The 21,667-nt window shown below is 74.4% G+C and carries 20 protein-coding genes; 4 read left to right on the forward strand and 16 right to left on the reverse strand.

The window, feature by feature from the left end; genetic code table 11:
• Nucleotides 1-182 precede the first annotated feature (182 nt).
• From GA0070622_RS28010 to GA0070622_RS28045, 8 genes are all read right to left on the reverse strand, one after another.
• Nucleotides 183-1,739 (reverse strand): glycosyl hydrolase, encoded by a 1,557-nt coding sequence (locus tag GA0070622_RS28010; protein WP_091581419.1) that lies wholly within the window; start codon nucleotides 1,737-1,739, stop codon nucleotides 183-185.
• Between the two features lie 97 nt (nucleotides 1,740-1,836).
• Nucleotides 1,837-3,309: a hypothetical protein gene (locus GA0070622_RS28015; RefSeq protein ID WP_091581424.1), complete on the reverse strand. Its 1,473-nt coding sequence runs from the start codon at nucleotides 3,307-3,309 to the stop codon at nucleotides 1,837-1,839.
• Complete coding sequence (locus tag GA0070622_RS28020; RefSeq protein WP_091581429.1) at nucleotides 3,306-4,376, reverse strand: hypothetical protein; 1,071 nt, start codon at nucleotides 4,374-4,376, stop codon at nucleotides 3,306-3,308. Before GA0070622_RS28020 ends, GA0070622_RS28015 begins: the two co-directional genes overlap by 4 nt.
• Nucleotides 4,377-4,629: 253 nt before the next feature.
• Nucleotides 4,630-4,863, reverse strand: coding sequence for a zinc-ribbon domain-containing protein (locus GA0070622_RS28025; protein ID WP_091581433.1), 234 nt, complete (start codon nucleotides 4,861-4,863; stop codon nucleotides 4,630-4,632).
• A gap of 85 nt (nucleotides 4,864-4,948) precedes the next feature.
• On the reverse strand, nucleotides 4,949-5,776 hold the full coding sequence (locus GA0070622_RS28030) for an SRPBCC family protein (protein ID WP_091581437.1): 828 nt from the start codon (nucleotides 5,774-5,776) through the stop codon (nucleotides 4,949-4,951).
• Complete coding sequence (locus GA0070622_RS28035; RefSeq protein WP_091581442.1) at nucleotides 5,769-6,329, reverse strand: winged helix-turn-helix domain-containing protein; 561 nt, start codon at nucleotides 6,327-6,329, stop codon at nucleotides 5,769-5,771. The genes GA0070622_RS28030 and GA0070622_RS28035 overlap by 8 nt, the downstream gene beginning before the upstream one ends.
• Before the next feature lie 91 nt (nucleotides 6,330-6,420).
• Nucleotides 6,421-7,764: a class I SAM-dependent methyltransferase gene (locus GA0070622_RS28040; protein WP_091581447.1), complete on the reverse strand. Its 1,344-nt coding sequence runs from the start codon at nucleotides 7,762-7,764 to the stop codon at nucleotides 6,421-6,423.
• Nucleotides 7,761-9,146: an FAD-binding oxidoreductase gene (locus GA0070622_RS28045; RefSeq protein ID WP_091581451.1), complete on the reverse strand. Its 1,386-nt coding sequence runs from the start codon at nucleotides 9,144-9,146 to the stop codon at nucleotides 7,761-7,763. Before GA0070622_RS28045 ends, GA0070622_RS28040 begins: the two co-directional genes overlap by 4 nt.
• 93 nt (nucleotides 9,147-9,239) lie before the next feature.
• On the opposite strand from GA0070622_RS28045, the gene GA0070622_RS28050 reads away from it, so the two are divergent.
• Genes GA0070622_RS28050 through GA0070622_RS28060 form a run of 3 tightly spaced genes read left to right on the forward strand, consistent with a single transcriptional unit; the run spans nucleotide 9,240 to nucleotide 10,813 of the window.
• Entirely contained in the window at nucleotides 9,240-9,710 is a 471-nt protein-coding gene (locus GA0070622_RS28050) for an aminoacyl-tRNA deacylase (protein ID WP_245666883.1), read from the forward strand.
• A 40-nt stretch (nucleotides 9,711-9,750) separates the two neighbouring features.
• The gene (locus tag GA0070622_RS28055; protein ID WP_091581459.1) at nucleotides 9,751-10,035 is read left to right on the forward strand and encodes a DUF427 domain-containing protein; all 285 of its coding nucleotides are present in this window, start codon (nucleotides 9,751-9,753) and stop codon (nucleotides 10,033-10,035) included.
• Nucleotides 10,036-10,093: 58 nt separating this feature from the next.
• The gene (locus GA0070622_RS28060; protein ID WP_091581464.1) at nucleotides 10,094-10,813 is read left to right on the forward strand and encodes an RICIN domain-containing protein; all 720 of its coding nucleotides are present in this window, start codon (nucleotides 10,094-10,096) and stop codon (nucleotides 10,811-10,813) included.
• 4 nt (nucleotides 10,814-10,817) lie between these two features.
• On the opposite strand, the gene GA0070622_RS28065 is transcribed toward GA0070622_RS28060, so the two are convergent.
• Nucleotides 10,818-12,116 carry an MFS transporter gene (locus tag GA0070622_RS28065; RefSeq protein WP_091581468.1) on the reverse strand — a complete coding sequence of 433 codons (1,299 nt, stop codon included), beginning with the start codon at nucleotides 12,114-12,116 and terminating at the stop codon, nucleotides 10,818-10,820.
• A 71-nt stretch (nucleotides 12,117-12,187) separates the two neighbouring features.
• Between GA0070622_RS28065 and GA0070622_RS28070 the strand changes: the two genes are divergently transcribed.
• Entirely contained in the window at nucleotides 12,188-13,246 is a 1,059-nt protein-coding gene (locus GA0070622_RS28070; protein WP_176710588.1) for a GlxA family transcriptional regulator, read from the forward strand.
• A gap of 13 nt (nucleotides 13,247-13,259) precedes the next feature.
• On the opposite strand, the gene GA0070622_RS28075 is transcribed toward GA0070622_RS28070, so the two are convergent.
• From GA0070622_RS28075 to GA0070622_RS28105, 7 genes are all read right to left on the reverse strand, one after another.
• On the reverse strand, nucleotides 13,260-13,736 hold the full coding sequence (locus GA0070622_RS28075) for a hypothetical protein (RefSeq protein ID WP_172968029.1): 477 nt from the start codon (nucleotides 13,734-13,736) through the stop codon (nucleotides 13,260-13,262).
• A 129-nt stretch (nucleotides 13,737-13,865) separates the two neighbouring features.
• Nucleotides 13,866-14,417 (reverse strand): hypothetical protein, encoded by a 552-nt coding sequence (locus GA0070622_RS28080; protein ID WP_091581479.1) that lies wholly within the window; start codon nucleotides 14,415-14,417, stop codon nucleotides 13,866-13,868.
• A gap of 730 nt (nucleotides 14,418-15,147) precedes the next feature.
• Nucleotides 15,148-17,100: a vWA domain-containing protein gene (locus GA0070622_RS28085; RefSeq protein WP_091581483.1), complete on the reverse strand. Its 1,953-nt coding sequence runs from the start codon at nucleotides 17,098-17,100 to the stop codon at nucleotides 15,148-15,150.
• A 2-nt stretch (nucleotides 17,101-17,102) separates the two neighbouring features.
• The gene (locus tag GA0070622_RS28090; protein WP_091581487.1) at nucleotides 17,103-18,557 is read right to left on the reverse strand and encodes a magnesium chelatase ATPase subunit I; all 1,455 of its coding nucleotides are present in this window, start codon (nucleotides 18,555-18,557) and stop codon (nucleotides 17,103-17,105) included.
• Between the two features lie 71 nt (nucleotides 18,558-18,628).
• Nucleotides 18,629-19,639, reverse strand: coding sequence for a hypothetical protein (locus GA0070622_RS28095; RefSeq protein ID WP_091581491.1), 1,011 nt, complete (start codon nucleotides 19,637-19,639; stop codon nucleotides 18,629-18,631).
• A gap of 78 nt (nucleotides 19,640-19,717) precedes the next feature.
• Complete coding sequence (locus tag GA0070622_RS28100; protein WP_091581495.1) at nucleotides 19,718-20,368, reverse strand: response regulator; 651 nt, start codon at nucleotides 20,366-20,368, stop codon at nucleotides 19,718-19,720.
• Nucleotides 20,365-21,615 carry a sensor histidine kinase gene (locus GA0070622_RS28105; protein WP_091581502.1) on the reverse strand — a complete coding sequence of 417 codons (1,251 nt, stop codon included), beginning with the start codon at nucleotides 21,613-21,615 and terminating at the stop codon, nucleotides 20,365-20,367. Before GA0070622_RS28105 ends, GA0070622_RS28100 begins: the two co-directional genes overlap by 4 nt.
• Nucleotides 21,616-21,667 lie beyond the last annotated feature (52 nt).

The following is a 21,667-nucleotide window of genomic DNA, read 5'->3' on the forward strand; positions in this document are numbered from 1 at the left end:
ACGATGCGCTCCGGCTCTCTTCCAGACGTGCACCCTCGGTGACGAGGACCGGACGGCGGACGACGAACGGCGCAAGCCTAACCAGCGCCGGGGGCCGCCGCCAGAGTCGTTCGTTGTCGGTCACCGGACCGGTGAGCCGGGCGGGTCCGGCCCGGCGGGACGCCGGGCCGGACCCGCGGTCGTCACTGGACGGTGACGTTGTCCACGTAGACGGCGGAGGTGCCGCCCGCGCCGCTGCCCGGCACGAACTGCACGCCGATCTCCCGGACGTCACCCAGGTTGGCCACGCCGGCAAGCGACAGCGACAGGTTCACCCCGGCCGAGGTCACGGCCACGCTGCCGCCGTCGAACCACTGCCAACCGGCGCCGGTCTTGACGTACAGCTTGGCCTGGCTGCCGGTGCCGAAGCTCCCCCACGGCGCGACCCGCGCGGTGGCGCGCAGCGTGGTCCGCCCGCTCAGGCTGGTGGTGGCGGTCTTCTTCAGGTACGCGGCCCCGGCTCCCAGGTTCACGTCGGACTTGAGCGCGCGGGTGCCCTGCGACGCCCACTCGGTGACCTGCCACGGCCCCCCGGTGACGTTGGCGCCGGTCCACCCCTCGGTGCCCGACTCGAACCCGTTGAGCAGGGTCCCGCCGGACGGGGGCGGGGTGGTGGTGCCACCGCCGCCCGGCTCGGTCACGGCGCCCAGGTCGACCTCGCCGCGGTTCGCGATCCAGGAGTTGTTGAACAGCGTGCTCGCGCCGGAGTTGCGGGCCGGGCCCCAGCCGTCGTTCCAGGCCAGGAAGTAGGACGTCTTCGGGTAGCTCTGCTGGAACGCGGTGACCCAGCGCCCGTAGTCGAACGAGCCCTGGCTGTCCGGACCGATCTCGGCGAACGCGAACGGCTTGCCCAGCCCGACCAGCTCGGCGTACGCGGACTGGATGCCGGAGACCTGCGGGTTGTCGTCGTACGCGTCCATGCCGACGACGTCGGTGTAGGAGGCGCCCGGGTAGTAGGCGGTGCGGTTGCCCCGGCTGAAGTCGGCGGAGTAGACCCAGAGCAGGTTGTCCAGCCCCTTGGTGCCGGTGAGGTAGGTGTACATCTGCTGCCAGACCTGCTTGAACGTGTTCGGGTCGCGGTTGCCCCACCAGAACCAGTCGCCGTTGACCTCGTGGAACGGCCGGAACAGCACCGGAACCCCGGCGTTCTCCAGGTCCTGCAGGCCGGCGGCCATCTTGTCCTGGAGCTGTCGCCAGCGGGCGCCGGCCGCGGTGGACGGGTTGAGCAGGTCGGCGAAGTTGCCCATCGGCGTGTTCAGGCCGCCGCCGTTGGCGTTGGCCGGGCTGGGCAGGTGCACGCTGATGGTGACCAGACCCCCGCTCGTCCACCAGGACTTCAGCGCGCCGTTGCAGGAGTGGTCGACGAGTGCGGTGATGTCGCTGTTGGTCGCCCAGCCGGAGCCGTAGTCGCAGCTGAGGATCGCCGGGTACTGCCCGGTGGCGGCGCGCAGCTCCTCGGTCTGGTTGAGCGAGAAGCCGCTGTTGCTGTAGCCGCCGAAGAAGCCGGAGGCGATCCGGTTGCTGCTCCGGTTGGGCAGGTGGGCGAGCCAGTTGAGCACGTCGCGGGTGGCGGTGGAGGCGTTGGCGTTGACCGGGGAGACGGTGTGCGCGTCGGCCGGGGTGACGACGGTGAGCGCGGTGACGGCGGCCAGGACGGTGGCGGCGGCGGTCGACGCGAGGCGGAACCTGCTGCTTCGCATGGGTCACCTCATTCGGTTCGTGGCGGGCGGTGGTGTGGCAGCCACCAGTGCACTACTGAACCGATTAAGTTTCAAGCATGTAAATGGACTGATACAGCTACTCCTCGTGATGCTCCGGCGGGCCGCCGTGCGTCCACGGCGTCTCCTCCGGCGCCGGGAACGCGCCGCCCGGCAGGAAACCGTCCGACAGGCTGGTCAGGCAGATCCGCTCCCCCACCTCGGGCACGCTGCCCGTCGGGGCGGACAACCCGCGGCCCATCCCACCGGAGAGTTCCAGCACCACCTCCGTCTTGCCGTCCGCACCCGGGGTCAGGAAGACGATCCTGGCCTTCTGTCCCGGGCGGGCCGGCGACCACAACGTCGCGCCCACCGGCATCGGCACCGGCTCGGTGGTCACCACCTGGATCCGGGGACGCAGCACCGGCCGCCGGCCGGAGTCGTCCACCCGCTTCGGGTCGGCCAGCGTCACCTCGCCGACGAACGCCTCCCCGGCCAGCCGGTGCTCGGCCATAACCAGCGGGTCGTCGTACGCCCGCTGCACCGCCCACGCGGTCGCCGCCCGCTCCAGCCGCTGCAACCGCAGCGCCGCGGCCACCGCGCCGTCGCGGCGCGGCTGCGGGCCGCCACCGGCGTCGACGTGCTCGGCGTACGCGGTGAACGCGTCCCGGTCACCGGCCCAGCGACCGGCCACCCGGGCACCGGGCGGCAGCGCCCGCAGCAGCCCGACGCCGCGCCACATCAGCTCCCAGGTGGGCGCGAGCTGGTCGCGCAGCAGCCCGGCCAGTTCGTCGTACGCGGTGGCGCGGGCGGCCGGGTCGTCCTCGGCCCGCGCGTACGCCTCGATCGCCGGGGCCAGCCGGTGGTTGTCGAAGTCCGGGTCGGTGGCCGGCCCCGCCGGCGGGCACCGTGCCGGGTCCTCGGCCGCCACCGCCGCCTCGGCGCCGGTCAGTCCGGCCGGCGGATCGAGCCAGCCGAGCACGGCCGGCAGGTGCAGATCCTCCACCGCGCTCTGCCCGGTCGCCCAGTGCAGCGTCAACGCGTCGGTCAGCGCCAGCAGCGCGGCCGACCCGGGCTGTTCCGCGCGCTCGGCGAAGAACGTCGCCCAGCGGCCGAGCAGCGGCACCGACGGATGCACCGGGTGGTCCCCGTCGACCCGGCGGAACCGGGTGGAGCGACCGAACAGGCGCAGGAACGTGACCCCGGCCGGGTTGGGCACCAGCAGTTGCGGCGCGTCGACGTAGCGGTGCCGGACGTCCCGCCCCCGGTCCACCGCCACCGCCTCGGTCACCGTGCGGAACGAGTCCAGGTAGGGCAGGACGACGCCGGCCAGCTCGGCGGCGAAGGCGAAGCGCTGGTCGCGGTTGCGCGGCTGCGGCACCACCAGCAGCCGGGCCTCGTCCGGCGCGGCGCCGACCAGCGCGGCCAGCGGGGCGTTCGCCTCACCGGCCAGCGCGAGCGGCACCAGCACCAGCGGCCGGTCGGACAGGTGCAGGTGCCGGACCGTCGCCACCGGCTGGGCCGCTCCGGTGGCGACCGCCTGCGCCCGGGCGAGCGCGCGCAGCGTACTCACGCGGGGTTGCCGGTCAGGACCTCGGCCCGCAGGCGCGCGGCGGCGCGCAGCAGCGCGGCGGCCTCCGCCTGCTCCGGCTCGGGGGTGCGGACGCCCTCGGCGAGCGCCAGCACGTCGGCCACCTCGACGACGCCGCCGAGCGCCTCGCGGACCGGCCGGCCCAGCGCCCCGGTGTGGCCGCGCGCCTCATGCCGGCAGAAGGAGGCCAGCTCGCAGGCGGCCAGGCAGTCCGGCGCGTAGCGGGCCGGCACCCGGTGCAACGCGGCCGCGAGCGTGGCCGGGTCGGCCGTCGGGTCGGCGGTGAAACCGGCCGGCACGGCGGCGAGCAGGTCGTCGACCCGGGCCATCCGGGCCAGTTGGCGGCGCAGCACCAGCAGTTGCCGGCGTACGTCGAGCAGGCTGGCCACCGGCTGGTTGGTGAAGTCCCGCGGGCAGACCAGCACCACCTCGTGCGACACCAGCTCCGGGTCGCGGCCCCCGGCGGCGAGCAGGTCGCGCAGCGCCAGCACGTAGACGGCGGACTGGATCGCCGCGGCGGCGACCTTGGCCGGGTCGGCCTGCCCGTCGATCACCGGGAACGACTTGATCTCCACGACGTGGAACCGGCCGGCCAGGCGCGCGGCGACCAGGTCCGGTTCCAGGTGCACCCGCCGGCCGGCCACGTCCAGGCCGAGCAGCGGGTGGTCGAAGAGCGCGGGACCGTCGCCCCCGGCGGTCAACGCCGCCCGGGACCGCTCCGGGCGGTCGTCGTCGGCACCGAGGTCCGTCCAGGTCGCACCGGCCGGCACCGGTACGCCGAGCCGCTCCGCCACCAGGCGCAGCAGCTCCGCCCCGCCGTCGGCCTTGACCTGCGCCTCGAACGCGTTGCCCCGGGTGATCGCGAAGCGGGACTGCCCGAAGCGGGCCGGGAAGCCGAGCCGCTCGGCCAACGCCGGCTTGTCCGCACCGGCGCTGTCCAGCACGGCGCGGCGGGTGCAGCCGGGGTTGCCGGTCAACGCCGCGACGGTGCGGGCGTTGTGCCGCCGGGGCGGCCCCCCACCCCGGATCTCGCTCAGCCGATCTTCCACCCGATGAAGTGTAAGGAAGGGCCCCCTCTTAACGCCTCCGGTAGAGGCGGGGACCCCTGTTAACAGCCCAGGCGTCAGCGGCCGGCGGAGCGGTTCCACGGTGACCGCGGAGACAGCGCCCCCGCCGTCGGTCGACTGCGACGACGGCGCCGGCGACCGGGCGTGCACGGTGGGCGGGCGGCGGTGTGCACCGGTACGGCGGGCGGAGGCACCGGCTGCCGCCCGATCAGCCAGCAGAGGAAGCGGGTCACGGTCAGCCGACCGGGAGGCGCTCGGCGTCGGCGCGGGAGATCTCGTACTCGGCGCCGCAGAACGTGCACTGCTGCGCGTACCGGGTGCGTACCGGGATCAGGGGGATGAAGAAGAGGCTGAACTTGGTGGCCCGCCGGGTGATCACCTGGGCGGCCTGGTTCCCGCAGTGGCGGCAGACCTGGGTGACGACGCCGGACCGGTCGACCTTGGTCCGCAGCCCGAAGATGAAGAACATCGCCCGCCATTACCCACCCGGGGCACGTGTTAAGCGGGGCCCCCTCCTCTACCGGAGGCGTTAACAGGGGGCCCCTCCTTACACCTCAGAGCCAGATGGGCTGCCAGTTGGGCACCTCGTGGAAGCGCCGCAGCTCGGCCAGGCCGGCGACGGTGCCGGTCCACGCCGCGTACGGGGGATTGCCCTGGTCGAAGCCGGACTGCACGAAGGTCAGCTTCGTCCGGCCGCCGGACTCGGCCAGCTCCCACGAGCTGACGCCGGTCGGTCCCCAGTCGACGGAGATCGCCTGCCCCGGCGTCACGTCGAGCACCTTGGCCGCGTAGCCGGCGTCGAAGCCGCCCATCGCGTAGCGACCACCCGCCCACGGCTCGATGCCGATCGGGTAGCCGAACCAGGCGCTCGCCTGCTCGGAGTCGGTCAGCGAGGTCCACACCTTGTCCATCGGCGCGTCGATCAGCATCTCGCCGCGCAGGTCGGCCGAGGTGAAGTCGGTCCGCGGCAGCAGCGGCCTCCCCTCCAGGTGGGCGTTGAGGTTGGCGATCGCCAGCGCCCAGAACGTCTGGAGCACGCCCCGGATGCTGCTGCCGTTCATCGCCTCCTCGAAGGAGAAGTGACTCTGCCGCAGCGTCAGAACGGTGGCGTCGCCGTCGGGCTCCAGCTCGAACTCGGTGGTGGTCTCCACCCCGTCGAGCGTCCACGCGAAGCGCAGCGTCTTCTCGTCGGCGTGCAGCAGTCGCTGGTGCGGCACGTCGCCCTCGGGCGTGTAACGGCCCCAGAACTCGTACCGCCCGGGCAGGTCCACCTCGGCGTGTTCGGCCAGCCAGACGCGCAGCTCGGCGGGATCGGTCAGCGCCCGGCGGACGGTCGCCACCGGCGCGGCGAGACGGGCGCGGACGGTCATCGGGTCACTCATGCTGGTTGCCCTTCGGGTAGCAGGCCACGGCGAGCTTGAAGGCGTCTCCCTCGGCGCCGCCGTAGCGGGTGAACAGGTCCTGCAGCGTCGACTGCAGGTCGTGCAGGAACTCCTGCCGCCGCTCGGCGGGCACCCGGATCTCGCCGGAGACGCCGATCGACGGAAGCTCGGGGGCGGCGCGGTCCAGCCCGGCGATGTCGGCCTGGACCTCCTCCATGAGGTCGAGCAGGTAGCCGAGGCTCAGCTCGTCCTGCGCCCGGCGGGCGCCGCCGATGCGGCCGACCAGCCGCGGGGAGAGCCAGTAGGACCGGGCGACGGCGCGGTAGATGCCCTCGTTGATGCCGCGCACCCGCCGCTCGGCCACCTGCTCGGCCAGCCCGGCCGCGACCAGTTGCTTGACGTGGTAGTAGACGCGCTGCGGCGTCTGCTCCAGCCGGGCGGCGACCTCGGTGCAGGTGCGGGGCTCGGCCAGTTGCCGCAGCACCTCGATGCGCTGCGGCTTGAGCAGGGCTTCGGCCTGCTCGCGCTGTTCCAGATACAGGACGTCTCTCATGGCAAAAGCAAGTTTGTACGTAAAAAACTTGCTTGTCAATAGGGGCGACGAGAGGCCGCACGGTCCGTGCGGCCTCTCGTCGGTACGGGTGTCAGGGTGTCCAGTCGGGGCGCAGCGGATAGCCGTTGACCCCCTGCGGGCCGTTGTGCGTGGCGAGCACCTGGTGCAGCTGGATGCCGTTGCGCTCGAACGCCATCCGGGAGCCGGCCATGTAGAGGCCCCAGACCCGGGCGGTGCCCGGACCCACCTCGTCGACGCAGAAGTCCCAGTGCTCGACCAGGTTGCGGCACCAGCCGGCCAACGTCAGCGCGTAGTGCTGGCGCAGGTTCTCCTCGTGGTGCACCTCGAACCCGGCGTCGTGGATCTCGCTGATCAGCCGGCCCGGACCGGCCAGCTCACCGTCCGGGAAGACGTACCGGTCGATGAACGCGCCGGAGCGGTGCGGGGCGCGGTTGTCGGCGCGGGTGATGCAGTGGTTGAGCAGCCGGCCGCCGGTCTTGAGCCGGGACCGCAGCGCGCCGAAGTAGGCCGGATAGTTGCGCACCCCGATGTGCTCGGTCAGCCCGATCGAGGAGATCGCGTCGAACTGCTCGCGCGGCGCGTCCCGGTAGTCGAGGTGCCGCACCTCGGCCAGGTCACCCAGCCCCTCACGCTCGATCGCGGCCTGCGCCCACTGCGCCTGCGCCCGGGACAGCGTCACACCGAGCGCCTTCACGCCGTACTCCCGGGCCGCGTGCCGGACCATGCCGCCCCAGCCGCAGCCGACGTCCAGCAGCCGCATCCCCGGTTTGAGCGCGAGCTTGCCGGCGACCAGGTCGTACTTGGCCCGCTGCGCCTCTTCCAGGGTGTCGCCCGGGCTGCGGAAGACCGCGCAGGTGTACGTCATGGACTCCCCGAGCACCTTCTCGTAGAAGGCGTTCGACACGTCGTAGTGGTGGGAGATCGCGTTGCTGTCCCGCGCCCGCGAGTGGCGCAGCCCGTTCACCACCCGCTTCCAGCGCGGCGCCGCCTCCTGCGGCGGGGGCGGCGGCGGCATCAACCGCTCCCAGCCCAGCCCCTTGACCAGGGCCAGCGCCTCGCTCACCGGGGGCATCCGCAGCGGCATCTCGTCCTTGAGCACGCGCAACGCCTCGTACGGGTCGCCGGGGTGCACCCCCTCCAACCCCAGGTCGCCGCTGACGTAGGCCCGCGCCATGCCCAGGTCGCCGGGCGCGGTGAGCAGGTAGGACAGGCCCCGCTCGGTGCGGATCGCCAGGGTGATCCCGGCGTCGGCCGGGCCCACCGCGCTGCCGTCGTATCCGGTGACGCGCACCGGCAGGTCGCGGGTGGTGACCGCGCGGATCACGTCCGCCACGGTCGGTCCGGTGCGCCGGCCGCCCGCCGGCGGACCGGCCGGGGCGCTCGCCGCCCCCGGTGTTCGGTCGGTCAGACTCATGCTCGGGATACCGCCTTCTCGTACAGTCCGGTGAGTCGGTGGTCCGGGTCGTAGCGGTCCTTCACGGCGCGCCAGGTGTCCCCGCCGTAGAGCCGGTCGAACGCCGCCCGGTCGTAGTACGCGTCGGAGTAGAGCGACTTGTGGCCGCCCACCTCCGACACCATGCGCTCGATCTGGCGGTTGACGTCGCCGTCGGCGGCTCCCGCCGCGATCGGCACGCTCCCCCAGAAGCCGATGTTCACATAGGTTTCGCCCGGTTGGAGCGGATACAGCGGCCACGCCCGGGCCGATCCCCGGCCGGCCGGCTCACGCAGCCGCAACGGGCAGAGCCAGACCGGTGTCATGCCGACGTCGGCCGCGAACCAGCGCAGGAATTCGGCCGTACGGTCCAGCGGGATCTCCACGTCCTGCACCACCCGCTCGCGCGCCGGCCGACCCCGCCACCTGTCGATCCGGGCCGCCACCTGGTGCCGGTGCTCCAGCCGGACGATGCGGTGGTAGACGTCGCTGCGCCGGTAGCGCTGCGGCCAGAGCCGCCGCACCACCGGGTGCTGCACCCCGAACGCCGCCGAGCACCAGAACCAGTCGGTGTCCCACCGCCAGAGATAGTCGTACGCGCCGAGCACGTCGCGGGTGCGGCGGCGCAGCGAGCGGTAGTAGATCTCCTGGCCGGTGTAGTCCGACGGCGGCCCCTCGGCCTCGTCGGTGAACGTGCCGAGCACGAGGTAGGACTCGCCGGGGCTGAACATCACCCCGTCCATGGCGTCGACCGGGTCGCCGGCCCAGGCGCCCTTGGCGACCACCTCGGCCACCGCGTCGACCAGTTCCTCCAGCCGGGTGAACCGGATGTTGCGCAGGGCCACGTGCCGGCGGACCGGTTGCAGCTCGATGCGCAGCCGGGTGGCGTAGCCGAGGCTGCCCAGCGAGTTGGGGAAGGCGCGGAACAGGTCGGCGTGCTCGCCCTGGGGCCGGGCGGTGACGATCTCCCCGGCGCCGGTGAGCAGGTCCATCTCGGTCACCGACTCGTGCGGCAGGCCGTTGCGGAAGGAGGTGGACTCGATGCCCAGGCCGGTCACCGCGCCGCCCAGCGTGATCGTGCGCAACTGCGGCACGACCAGCGGCATCAGACCGTGCGGCAGCGTCGCGTCGACCAGATCCTCGTAGGTGCACATGCCCTGCACGTCGGCGGTGCGGGCCGCCGGGTCGACGCCGAGCACGCCGGTCAGTCCACTCACGTCCAGGCCCGGCGTACGCGGCGCGGATCGGGGGCGGAACAGGTTCGAGGTCTGCTTGGCCAGCCGTACGGGTTCTCCGGCGGGCACCGCGGCGTAGGAACGCCGCAGCGTGTCCACCGCCCGTTCATGATCACGGACAGCGTGCATGAGATCACCTTACGCTCGGGTACGACAATTCGTGGGATGTCCACGGTGGCCTTCCGCCGACTCGCCGACGACTCGCGGGTTACCGTGACCGCCATGGCGAATCCCGCGCTCACCGCCCTCGACGCCGCCGGCCTGCCGTACCGGGTGATCCGGCACGGGCCGGTGGCGAGCCTCGCCGAGGCGGCCGCGGCGCGCGGCGTCGAGGTGCCCGACGTGGTCAAGACGATCGTGGTGCGCCGGGGCGAGGGCGACCACCTGTTCGTGCTGACCCCCGGCGGCCGGGTCGTCTCCTGGCCGAAGCTGCGCGCCCTGCTCGGGGTGAGCCGGCTGTCGCTGCCCGACGCCGACGCGGCGAAGGAAGCGACCGGCTACGCGCGCGGCACCATCACGCCGTTCGGGTCGCGCACCGCCTGGCCGGTCGTCGCCGACGAGCGGCTGCGCGGCCGGGAGATCACGCTCGGCGCGGGCGAGCACGGGACGGCCGTGGCGCTGGACGCCGACGCCGCGCTGACCGCGCTCGACGCGACCGTCGCCGACGTCACCGATCCGGAACCGACCCGCTGAGCGGTGGCCGGCGGGCGGCTACCGGCATAGCGTGGAGGACATGCCGAAAGCCGTCTGGAACGACCTCGTCGTCGCGGAGAGCGACGACACCGTGCTGGTCGAGGGCAACCACTACTTCCCCCGCGCGGCCCTGCGCGACGACCTGATCCGCGAGTCGGACACCCACACGGTCTGCCCGTGGAAGGGCACCGCCTCCTACTACACGCTGGAACACGGCGGCGCCACCAGCGCCGACGCGGTCTGGTACTACCCGGACCCGAAGCCGGACGCCGAGATGGTGCGCGACCGGGTGGCGTTCTGGAAGGACGTCCGGGTCGTCGACTGAGTCACCGTGCCGCCGGGGCGACTGGCCCCGGCGGCCCCCGGTGGGTCAGGATGCCCCCATGGCCGACCCGCACACCGACCCGTCCGGCACCGTCTACGGCGCCCGCCGCGCCCGCGGCGTCCGGCTGCCGCAGGACCCGTTGATGCGGATCGCGCTGGGCGTCGCCACGGTCGGCGTACTCCTGGGGGTCTTCTTCGCCACCGGCGTGCTCGGCGGCGGCGACGGCCGACCGGTGGTGCCCGCGGCGGCCGTGCCGACCCCGGCGGCGGCCGAGCCGACGTCGGCCGCGCCCACGACGGCGGCCGCGCCCACCCCGACGTCCGCGTCGCCGAGCGCCGCGCCGACCACCCCGGCCGCGCCGGTGGCCACCCCGAAGGTGATCCGGGGCGTGCCGTCCGGGCGCTGCCTGGGCGTGACCGGCGACGACCCGGAGGGCGCGCAGGCCGCGCTGGCCGACTGCACCGGCGGCCCGGAGCAGCAGTGGGTGGTGACCCCGGTCGCCGCCGACACCTACCTGCTGGTCAACGCGGCCAGCGGCAAGTGCCTCGACGTCAACGAGGCGAGCACCGACGACGGCGCCGACATCCAGCAGTGGTCCTGCAACGGGCAGGCCAACCAGCAGTGGAAGGCCAACCCGACCGGCGCCGGGCCGGTGCTGCTGGTCGCCGTGCACAGCGGCAAGTGCGCCCAGGTCGACGACGCGGGCACGGAGCCCGGCCGGGAGCTGGAGCAGGCGCCGTGCGGCGGCGCCCCCGAGCAGCAGTGGGCGGTCGGCTGACCGGTCAGCCCCGGTAGCTCCAGGCCCGCCGGCCGGCCACCACGGGCAGGACGAACGTGGGCTCCTCGGCGGCGCGCCGGCGCAGCAGCAGGGACAGCCCGGCCGCGCCGATCGACAACGCGCCGGCCACGTACCAGGCGAGCGCGTAGTCGCCGAGCCGGTCCCGGACCAGGCCGGCGCCGGTCGCGGCGAGCGCGGCGCCGACCTGGTGGGCGGCGAACACCCAGCCGAAGACCACCGCCCCGGACGCGCCGAACCACTCCCGGCACAGCGCGACCGTCGGCGGCACGGTGGCCACCCAGTCCAGCCCGTAGAAGACGATGAACACCAGCATGCTCGGCTCGGCCCGGCCGGCGAAGAGGCTCGGCAGCACCAGCAGCGACGCGCCGCGCAGCGCGTAGTAGGCGCCCAGCAGCAGCCGGCTGTCGACCCGGTCGGTGAGCCAGCCCGAGGCGACCGTACCGACGATGTCGAAGAGCCCGACCAGGGCGAGCAGGCCGGCGGCGGTGGTCTCCGCCATGCCGTGGTCGTGCGCGGCGGGCACGAAGTGCGTACCGACCAGCCCGTTCGTGGTCGCACCGCAGATCGCGAAGCCGCCGGCGAGCAGCCAGAACGGCCGGGTCCGGGCGGCGGCGGCGAGCGCGCCGACCGCGCGGGCCGCCGCGCCTCCCTCCGGCCGGGCCGGCGGCACGACCTCGGTGGCGCCGTAGGCGGGCCGGCCCAGGTCCGCCGGGTGCTCGCGCAGCAGCCAGACCACCAGGGGTACGACGGCGAGCGCGGCCACGGCGACGACGAGTGCCGCCGTCCGCCAGCCGTGGTCGCGCACCAGCACCGCGACCAGCGGGAGGAACACCAGCTGCCCGGCGGCCCCGCCGGCGGTGAGCACACCGGTGACCAGGCCCCGGCGGCGGACGAACCAGCGGCCGGTGACCGTCGCCACGAAGGCCAGCGCCATCGAGCCGGTGCCCAGCCCGACGAGTACGCCCCAGCAGAGGATGAGCTGCCAGCTCTCGGTCATCACCACGGTCAGGCCGCTGCCGGCCGCCACCAGCACCAACGCGCCGGCCACCACCCGGCGGACGCCGAAGCGGTCCATCAACGCGGCGGCGAACGGGGCGGTGACGCCGTAGAGCAGCAGGTTGACCGAGACGGCGGCCGAGATGGTGGCCAGCGGCCAACCGAACTCGGCGTGCAGCGGGTGCAGCAGCACCCCGGGGGTGGCGCGGAAGCCGGCCGCGCCCACCAGGGCGACGAAGGCGACCGCGGCGACGAGCCAGGCCGGGTGCAGGCGGGATCGGATCACGCACCGAGTCTCGGCCGCCTCGACGCTCGGCGACGAGTGGCCGGAAAGCCATCGTGCGCAATAATCGGGCCATGTCCGTACCGCACCGCATCGCCGTCCTCGCCCTCGACGGCGTGGTCGCCCTCGACCTCGGCACCCCGGCCCAGGTCTTCGGCGCCGCCCGCGACGAGCACCGGAACCCGCTCTACGCGGTCGCCACCTGCACGCCCGGCGGCCGGCCGGTCCGCAGCACCGCCGGCTTCCAGGTGCTCCCCGACCACGGCCTGGAACTCCTCGAGACCGCCGACACCGTGATCGTTCCCGGCATCCACGCCGGTCCGCCGCTGCACGACGGCACGGTGGCCGCCGAGGTGGCCGACGCGCTGCGCGCCGCCCACGCCCGGGGCGCCCGGGTGATGTCCATCTGCACCGGCGCGTTCGTGCTCGCCGCCGCCGGGCTGCTCGACGGCCGCCCGGCCACCACCCACTGGGCGTACGCCTCCCGCTTCCGCGCCCTGCACCCGGCCGTACGGCTCGACCCCGACGTGCTCTTCGTCGACGACGGGCCGGTGCTCACCTCCGCCGGGGTGGCCGCCGGCGTCGACCTCTGCCTGCACGTGATCCGCACCGACCACGGCAGCGCGGTGGCCAACCGGGCGGCCCGGCGCTGCGTGGTGCCGCCGTGGCGGGAGGGCGGCCAGGCGCAGTACATCGAGCGGCCGGTGCCGAAGGCCACCGCGACCGGCACGGCCGCCACCCGGGAGTGGGCCCGGCAGCGGCTGCACGAGCCGGTCGCGCTGCGCGAGATGGCCGCGCACGCCCGGATGAGCGTCCGCACGTTCACCCGGCACTTCCGCTCGGAGACCGGGCTGAGCCCGGCGCAGTGGCTGCTCCAGCAGCGCACCGAACACGCGCGGGTGTTGCTGGAGAGCACCGACCTGAGCGTCGACCGGATCGCCCGCGACGCGGGTTTCGGCACCACCGCCGCCCTGCGCCAGCACTTCCACGCTCGGCTGGGCGTACCACCCACCGCCTACCGCCGCACCTTCCGCGCCCCCGACCAGCCCGAGCCCGCGCCTTTCGCCGATCTTGGAGTTGTGGCGCCTGAGAGGCCAGGCATGTCGGCTTTGTCAACCTCCACGACTCCTTGATCGGCGTCGGTGGTCAGGCGGGATGGGGTTGGCGGCGGAGGGCGCGGAGCTGGGTCAGGTGCAGGGGAAGGTGGACCCGGATGTGCAGGTCGAGGGCGCGGCCCCAGGGAAGCGAATCGTCGACGTCGAGGTCGAAGCCCTCGCGCAGCACGGTCTCCACGGGTGTCTCGGCGGCCGGACCGAGCCGCTCGGCCAGCGCGCAGAGCTTCTGACTGGTGGCCCGCAGCAAAGTGGCGAGCCCGTCCAGCCCGCCGCACTCGGACACCAGCGCGTCGAGTTGCGGCCGGTGGATGGTGTCCAGGTCGTAGTACGCGAACGGTGAGCCGGCCAGGACCGCCTCGGTCGCCTCGCTCATCAGCTCGTCGTTGGCGGCGAGGTGCGCGACGATCTGCTCGGCGCTCAACTGGCCCTCCGGCGGCGGCCCGAACCCGCCCGCGTCCACCTCCGCGAGCACCTGGTCGTACGCCCGCCGCAACTCCGCGGCGTCCACCTCGTCCATGCCCCGCATCCAACCCCCGCCCCCACCTGCCACGCCCCGGCTACCCGGCCCGGTTCACCCGGACGGGGGTACGCGCGAAGGCCGGCACCCGGGTTGGGGGTGCCGGCCTTCGCGTGGGTCTTACTTGGTCCAGTGCTGGTTCACGATGTCGGTGGCCTGCTTCTCCCACTGCGCGTACGCATCCGGGTAAGCCGACACCTGCACGGTCTGGGCGGCGTCGGTCAGGGGCATCTTCTCCCAGCCGTCGACCTGCTTCAGGCCCTTGAGGAACGCCAGGGTGGAGTACTCGGGGTCGGTGATCTGCTCCGGCGTGCCCCAACCCGAGGAGGGGCGCTGCTGGAACAGGCCCAGCGAGTCGTGATCGTTGCGGTCGCCGAGGTGGCCGAGGTTCTCCAGCTTCGACTCCTGCAGGGCGGTGGCGATCGAGATGACCGCGGCCCGCTCGGGCAGGCCGGCCTTCTTCGTCGCGGCGATGATCGCCTTCGCGTTCGCCAGCTGCTCGTCGTTCAGGGTGATGGTCGACTGCTCACCCTGCACGGTGGCGACCGCGACGGGCTTGGCGGCGGCGTGGGCGGGGGTGTCGGTGTGGGCGGCGACCGGACCGGCGAACACGCCACCGGTGAAGGCCAGACCAGCAATACCAAGGATGCTCTTACGCAGGATCGTGTTCATCAGGGGGGCTCCATTCGGGGGTCAACACACCCGGGGGGGGTGTGGGCACCGTCAGGCGCTCGAAAAGTCTTGAGGGATCCGGCTGGCTCGCGGGGCTGGGGGCCTCGTCGCGGCGCCGGGATGATGTGTAACGACCGGCCACCCACCGTCATTCCGGGGTGGCGGGGCGGGGTGCGCTCCACCTGCTCGGTCGTGCACCGGGTTACAACGCCGCCGACCCACCGCCGATTCCGCCGCCAGGGTGCCGCCCACCACCACCGAACCGGACACCCACCCCACACGGGCCGCGCGGGTGGAACACCACGGGCGCATCCCGAGCCCACAGTCAGCCGCCCCGTTCCGCCCACGGCACGCCAACACGTTGCCCCACCCGAACTGCGCAACACGCGGCAAACGACGCGGCAGGAAGCCCGACCACTGTCGGTAGCCAGTCGGCAGGCCGATCAGTCGCAAGACCGATATACCGCTGAGTCATATTTATGACCCAGCGGTATATCGCGCAGAAGTGATGTGCCGCTGGGTCGCCGGGCCATCGATGAAGGAGTCGACATGCGCCCCGGAGGCAAGCCGCAAACTCCTTGATCAACCCGTCGAGCAGGACGCAAAGACCAAGGCGGGAGGGGCGCATGGACTGCCGCGACAGGCGCCGTGCGGGGCAGCGGCCACCCTCATCCGGGGACGGGGAGCGGCCGCGTCGACGCCGAGGGCGCGGGGTCGCAGCGGGAGCGGGTCAGCGGCGGCCGTGGCGGGCGCGCAGGTAGTCGGAGACCACGTACTCGCCGAGATCGTCAAGGTCGGGCGTGAACATCCGGCCCCTCGACCGCCGCGCCACCGCGTCCACGAACCGGCGCAGCCCGGGGTCGTCGCCGAGCATGAACAGGTTGAGCGCGACGCCGTACCGGGTCAGCTTGTCCACCTCGCGGATCGTCGCCGTGATGGTCTCCGGCAGCGGCGGCCAGTGGAAGTACGCCTCGCCGTCCTCCGGGTCCAGGTGGGCGGTGGGTTCGCCGTCGGTGACCACGAGCACCACCGGCTCGGCGCCCGGGTGGCGGCGCAGGTGCCGGCCGGCCAGCCGCAGCGCGTGCTGCAGGTTGGTGCCCTGCTGCATGTCCGGCTCCACCGCGGCCAACTCCTGCTGGGTCAGCGGCATCGCCTCCCGCCCGAAGCCGACGATCTGCAACGCGTCCTGCGGGAACCGGGTCGCCATCAGGTGGGACAGGGCCAGCGCCGTCTGCTTCATCGGCCCCCAGCGCCCCTGGGAGATCATCGAGTACGACAGGTCGACGCAGAGCACCACCGCGGCGGACGCCCGGCGCTCGGTCTCCATCACCTCGAAGTCCTCGACCGCGAGCCGCACCGGCACCCCGGTGCCGGATCGGCGTACCGCGCGGGTGAGCGTGCGCACCACGTCCAGCGGCTGCTCGTCGCCGTACTCCCAGGGGCGGGAGCCGCCGCTCACCTCGCCGGCGGCACCGGCCGAGCGCAGGTCGTGCTGGCCGCGGGGGCCGGCCGTCAGGTCGGCGAAGACGCGGCGCAGCGCGGTGCCGGCCAGCCGGCGCAACGCCTTCGGGCTGAGCGTCAGCCCCTCCGCGTCCCGGGTGACCCAGCCCTGGCGGCGCAGTTCCCGCTCCAGCTCGCGCAGCCGGCGTACGTCGTCGGCGGCCTCCCGGCCGAGCGTCCGGGCGACCGCCTCGACGTCGACGTCGTCCAGGGTGGCGCCCGGCTGGTCCTGGTCGAGGGAGTCCAGCAGCTCGTCGAGTTCGGCGATCTCGTCGAGCGCGCCGGCGGCCTCGCCGTACCCGAGGGGCTGGTCGCCCCGGACCCGCTCGCCGCGCCGCCAGTTCAGGTCGGGGCGCAACGACCGCAGGTGCTCGTCGAGCTGGGACAGCTCACCGGCGAGCCGGTCGCCGAGGGACTGGCGCATCAGCCCGGCCAACTCCTCGCGCTGCCGGTCCGACAGCGACCGCATCAGCCGCTCCCCCGCCGCCGCCCGGCGGGCCAGCACGTCGACCAGCTCGTCGACGTCGCGCGGGCGCTCCGGGAAGAACTCCCCGTGCCGGCGCATGAACTCGGCGAACGCGTCGGTGGTGTCCTCCGAGCGGGCGTGCCGGGCGAGCAGGTCGTTGAGGTCGCGCATCATCTCGGCGAGCTGCCGCTGGGCGGCCGGGTCGGCGGCGGCCCGCGCCGCGTCGCGCAGGCCGGCGAAGCGCTGTTCCAGCACCTCGCCGCGCAGCCCGTCGAGGATCCGCTGGTAGGTCTGCCGCGCCTCGGCGCTGGCCCACTCGTACCCCTCCAGCTCGGCCACCGCGCGGGCGGTGGAGCCGGGCAGGTTGTCCAGGACCGCCTCGGCGAACCGCGCGTCGTCGCCGTCACGACCGCGCAGCTCGTCGCGTTCCGCGGCGATCGCCTGGTCGAGCAGGGCCCGGGCCCGGGTCACCGCGCCGTCCAGGTCGCCCCGGCGCAACGCCTCCCGGCGCAGCCGGCGGGCCCGGGCGGCCAGGTCGTCCAGGCCGCCGCGCCCCTGCGGGCCGCGCCGCAGCAGCTCGCGCAGCGACTCCCGCAGGCTGCCGCCGGCCAGGACCTCCGCGCCGACGGCGTCCACCGCGGCGCGCACGTCGTACGGCGGGGCGAGCGGGTCGGGCCCGCCACGCCACTGGCCGTACCGGAACCGGTTGCCGGCCACGGTCAGCCCCGGCCGCCGTAGACGGTGCGCCCGGACTCGGTGACGTCCTTGCCGAGCCGGCGGGTCAGGTGCAGCCCTTCGAGGACGAACTCGATGCCGGCGGCCGCCTCCTCCGGGCTGGGCGCGTCGCCGAGGCCGAGCCGGTCCAGCACCTTGGCCAGCCCGGGCACGGTGCCGACCTGGCGCAGCAGCTCGGCCGAGGAGACCAGCTCCCCGGTCTCGACCACCTCGCCCTCGGCCACCAGCGCGGTGAAGCCGGACAGGTCCAGCCCGGCCAGCCGGGCCCGGAACGTCTCGGCGGTGGCGGTGCGCAGCAGGTGCCCGAGGACCTCGATCTCGCGTCCCTCCTCGCCGCTCTCGAACTCGACCTTCCCGCGCAGCGTGGACGTCACCGACACCGCGTCGCCGACCCGCGCCACGGGCGCCTCGGCCCGGTCGGCGGGGGCGCCGGCGAGCAGGCCGGAGCGGCGCAGCGCGGAGGCGGCGACGGTCTCCGCGGCGGCGATGGCGAACCGGGCGGAGACGCCGGAGCGCGGGTCCACCGACGGCGACTCCCGCACCGCGCGGGCGAACCGGGCCAGCACCTCCAGCACGTGCTCCGGCACGGCGGCGACCAGGTCGGCCTCCTGCCGGATCAGCGCCAGCTCCAGCTCCAGGTCGAGCGGGTAGTGGGTGCGGATCTCGGCGCCGAAGCGGTCCTTGAGCGGGGTGATGATCCGGCCCCGGTTGGTGTAGTCCTCCGGGTTGGCGCTGGCCACCAGCAGCAGGTCCAACGGCAGCCGCAGCTGGTAGCCGCGGACCTGGATGTCTCGTTCCTCCAGCACGTTGAGCAGCGCCACCTGGATCCGCTCGGCCAGGTCGGGCAGCTCGTTGACGGCGAAGACACCCCGGTTGGTGCGCGGCACCAGCCCGAAGTGGATGGTCTCCGGGTCGCCGAGCGTGCGCCCCTGGGCGAGCCGGACCGGGTCGACGTCGCCGATCAGGTCGCCGACGCTGGTGTCCGGGGTGGCGAGCTTCTCGCCGTAGCGCATCGAGCGGTGCAGCCAGCCGATCGGCAGGTCGTCGCCGGCGGAGTCGACGAGCGCGCGGGACGCCGGGGTGAGCGGGTGCATCGGGTGCTCGTTGAGCACCGAGCCGGGGATCACCGGGGTCCACTCGTCGAGCAGCGCGCCGAGCGCGCGGATCAGTCGGGTCTTGCCCTGCCCGCGTTCGCCGAGCAGCACCATGTCGTGGCCGGCGAGCAGCGCGCGCTCGACCTCGGGCAGCACCGTGTCCTGGTAGCCCACGATGCCGGGGAAGCGGTCCTCGCCGGCGCGCATCCGGGTGAGGAGGTTGTCGCGGATCTCCTGCTTGACCGTGCGGTACTGGTGGCCAATCGCGCGCAACGCGCCGAGCGTGCCGGGCAGCTCGGCGGGCGGGACCGGGGAAACCTGGTTGGGAGCGGTCACCCGACCCACGCTAGCTCAGAATTCCCGCACCGCCCGGTGGTCGGTCCCGCCCCGTGACCGGGACCGACCACCGGGGGCGTTCAGGCCCGCCGCCGCAGCTGGTACGCGTACGCGGCGGCGGCCAGGGCGACCGCCCAGACCGGCCAGAGCGCCATCGGCAGGGCGGCGGAGTTGCCCTCGCGGATCAAGTCGGCGAACTCCGGCGCGGCGAGCAGATCGAGGCTGGCCGCCAGCACGGCGAGGGCGACCAGCCCGGCCGGGACGACGGCGAGGAGCACCGGCACCGGGCGGCCGGCCAGACCGGGCAGCCAGCGCGGGAACCGCTCGCCCCAGCGGGCCACCAGTCCCAGCGTGAGCACCGCGCCGACCACGGCGAACGCGCCCAGCCCGGCACCCGCCCAGACCGCGCCGTCGGCGCGCATCTCGGCGAGGGTCTCCCGGGTCATGCCGAGCGGGATGTCGAACAGCCAGGCGAAGCGGGTGAGCGCGTAGAGCACCGGGACCACGGCGGCGGTCCACGCCGCCCACCGTCCCCAGCGGGCGGCCGAGGCGGGCGTGGTCCACGCCGGCGCCGGCCCGTCGGCGACCCGCCGCCGCCAGCGCACCAGCGCGCCGGCCAGCAGCATCCCGCCGGCCAGGGCGGCGAAGCGGGCGAACAGCGGCCAGGTGAAGAGCTCGGCGTAGTCCACCGGCGGCCAGCCGAACGGCGCGCCGATGATCAGCATCGGCGCGTAGCCGAGCAGGGCCAGCACCCGCATCCCGGGCACCACCACCGCCAACGCGAGCGCGACGGTCGCCGCGTACCCGGTGATCAGGGCGCGCAGCGGACGGGACGGGCGGATGCTCGTGCCGGTCATGGCCAGGGCGGCGACCGCGGCGGTCAGCAGCACCGCCGCGAACAGCGGCGGGCCGACGGAGACCGGCACCAGTCGGAGCAGGCCGGCGGCGTCGCCGCCGTGCGGGTCGTTCGCGCCGAACGGGTAGCCGGCGCCGGTCAGCGTGGACACCAGGGCGAGCACGCCCCAGCCGCCGAGCCAGGCGGCGGCGAGCGGAGCGACCGGGTCGAGTCGATCACGAAGTGGCAGGTTCATGCGTCTCAGCCTCGGCCGGACGGCCACCGGAACCCTCCCGCGCCGGGGTGGACCCGCTCCCCCGTGGGAGGGACCGGGTCAGCCGGCCGGGACGACGAACCCGGACTCGTAGGCGGCGACGACCGCCTGCGTCCGGTCCCGCACCCCGAGCTTGGCCAGCACGTTCCCGACGTGTGTCTTCACCGTCTCGACGCCGACCACCAGGCGGGCGGCGATCTCCGGATTGGACAGCCCGGCCGCCATCAGCCGCAGCACCTCGGCTTCCCGGTCGGTCAGCCGCGCGGCGTGCAGCCGGTCCCCGCCGCGCCGCCCGTACGCGCCGACGAGCTGCCGGATCGCGGCCGGGAAGAGCAGCGACTCGCCGGCCGCCACCACCCGGATCGCCTCCACCACCTCGGCCGGCCGGGCCCGTTTGAGCAGGAAGCCGCTCGCCCCGGCGCGCAGCGCCTCGTAGACGTACTCGTCGTTGGCGAACGTGGTGACCACCAGCACCCGGGGCGGGTCGGCGGAGGCGGCGAGCAGCCGGCGGGTGGCCTGGATGCCGTCGATGGCCGGCATCCGCACGTCCATCAGCACCACGGCCGGGCGCAGCTTCGCCACCAGCGGCGGCACCTCGGCCCCGTCCGCCGCCTCGCCGACGACGCGCAGGTCCGCCTGCGCGTCCACGATGGCCCGCAGGCCGACCCGGATCAGCTCGTCGTCGTCGACGATCAGCACGTCGATGGTCACCCGGGCTCCTCCCTGGGCGCGGGCAGGGTGGCCCGGACCCGCCAGCGGTCGCCGCGCGGGCCGGCGTCGAGGTGCCCGCCGAGCAGCAGCACCCGCTCCCGCATGCCGTCCAGCCCGCGCCCGCCGCCGGTCGGCCCGGTGGTGCCACGCACGGCGTTGACCAGCTCGATCTCCAACCCCTGCGGGGGTACGGCGACCCGCAGCGTCACCGGTCCCCGGCCGTGCCGGGCGGCGTTGGTCAGCCCCTCCTGGACGATCCGGTAGCCCTCGCGGGACACCACGGCGGGCAGCGCGTCCAGCGCCCCGTCGACCCGGGACTCGACGACCAGCCCGGCGGCCCGGGCGGCGGTGACCAGCCGGTCCAGCCCGACCAGCGTGGGTTGCGGGGCGTTCGGCGCGGGCGTCGGCCCGGCGTCGGTCTCGCGGAGCAGCCCGAGCACGTGGTCGAGGTCGTCCATGGCCCGGCGGCTGGTCTCCTCGATGGCCCGCAGCGCCCGCCGGCTGAACTCGGGGTCGGTGTCGAGCAGTTCCCGGGCGGCGCCGGCCTGGAGCGTCGCCACGGTCAGCGCGTGCCCGACCGAGTCGTGCAGCTCCCGGGCCAGCCGGTTGCGTTCGGCCAGGCGGACCGCGCGGGCCTCCAGCGCGGCGATCCGCTCGGCCTGGGCCGGGCCGAGCAGAACCGGGGCCATCGAGGCGGCGAGCGCGCCCAACCCGGCCACCGCGTAGCCGAGCGCGACCAGCACGGCGGCGCCGGCCAGGCCGGCGGTCACCGGGCGGGCCGGGTCGAACGGGCCGAGCCGCTCGTCCGACACCGCGCCGACGTCGAGCCCGGCCAGGCCGGCGACGAAGACCAGCGCCATCGGGAACGCGCTGATCGCGGCGAACAGCACCGTCGCGCCGGTGGTCAGGTGCAGCGCGATCCAGAGCGCGGCGCGCAGCCGGGTCTCCCGGTCGATCCGGTGGCCGGGGGCGGGTTCCGGCAGGTCGACCGCGAGCAGCGCGCGGGCGGCGGCGATCTCCAGCGCCCGGCTGCCGGCCAGGAACACCGGCACCACCGCGAGCCCGACGCCGACCAGCAGCAGCCCGACGCCGGGCGGACGCGGCACCCCGCTGCTGGTCAGCAGCTGCGCGAACGCCACCGCCAGCAGCGCGTACGGCAGCGCGAGCACGCCGCCGAGCAGCAGGAACACGGCACGCCGCCAGGTGCTGCCGCGCACCAGCGGCGCGAGGACACCCCGGACCGTCACCGGGTCATTGTCCCGCCGCCGGCCGGCCCGCGACTCCCCCGCGCCGGGGAGA

The organism is Micromonospora sediminicola (assembly GCF_900089585.1).
Taxonomy (GTDB): Bacteria; Actinomycetota; Actinomycetes; order Mycobacteriales; family Micromonosporaceae; genus Micromonospora; species Micromonospora sediminicola.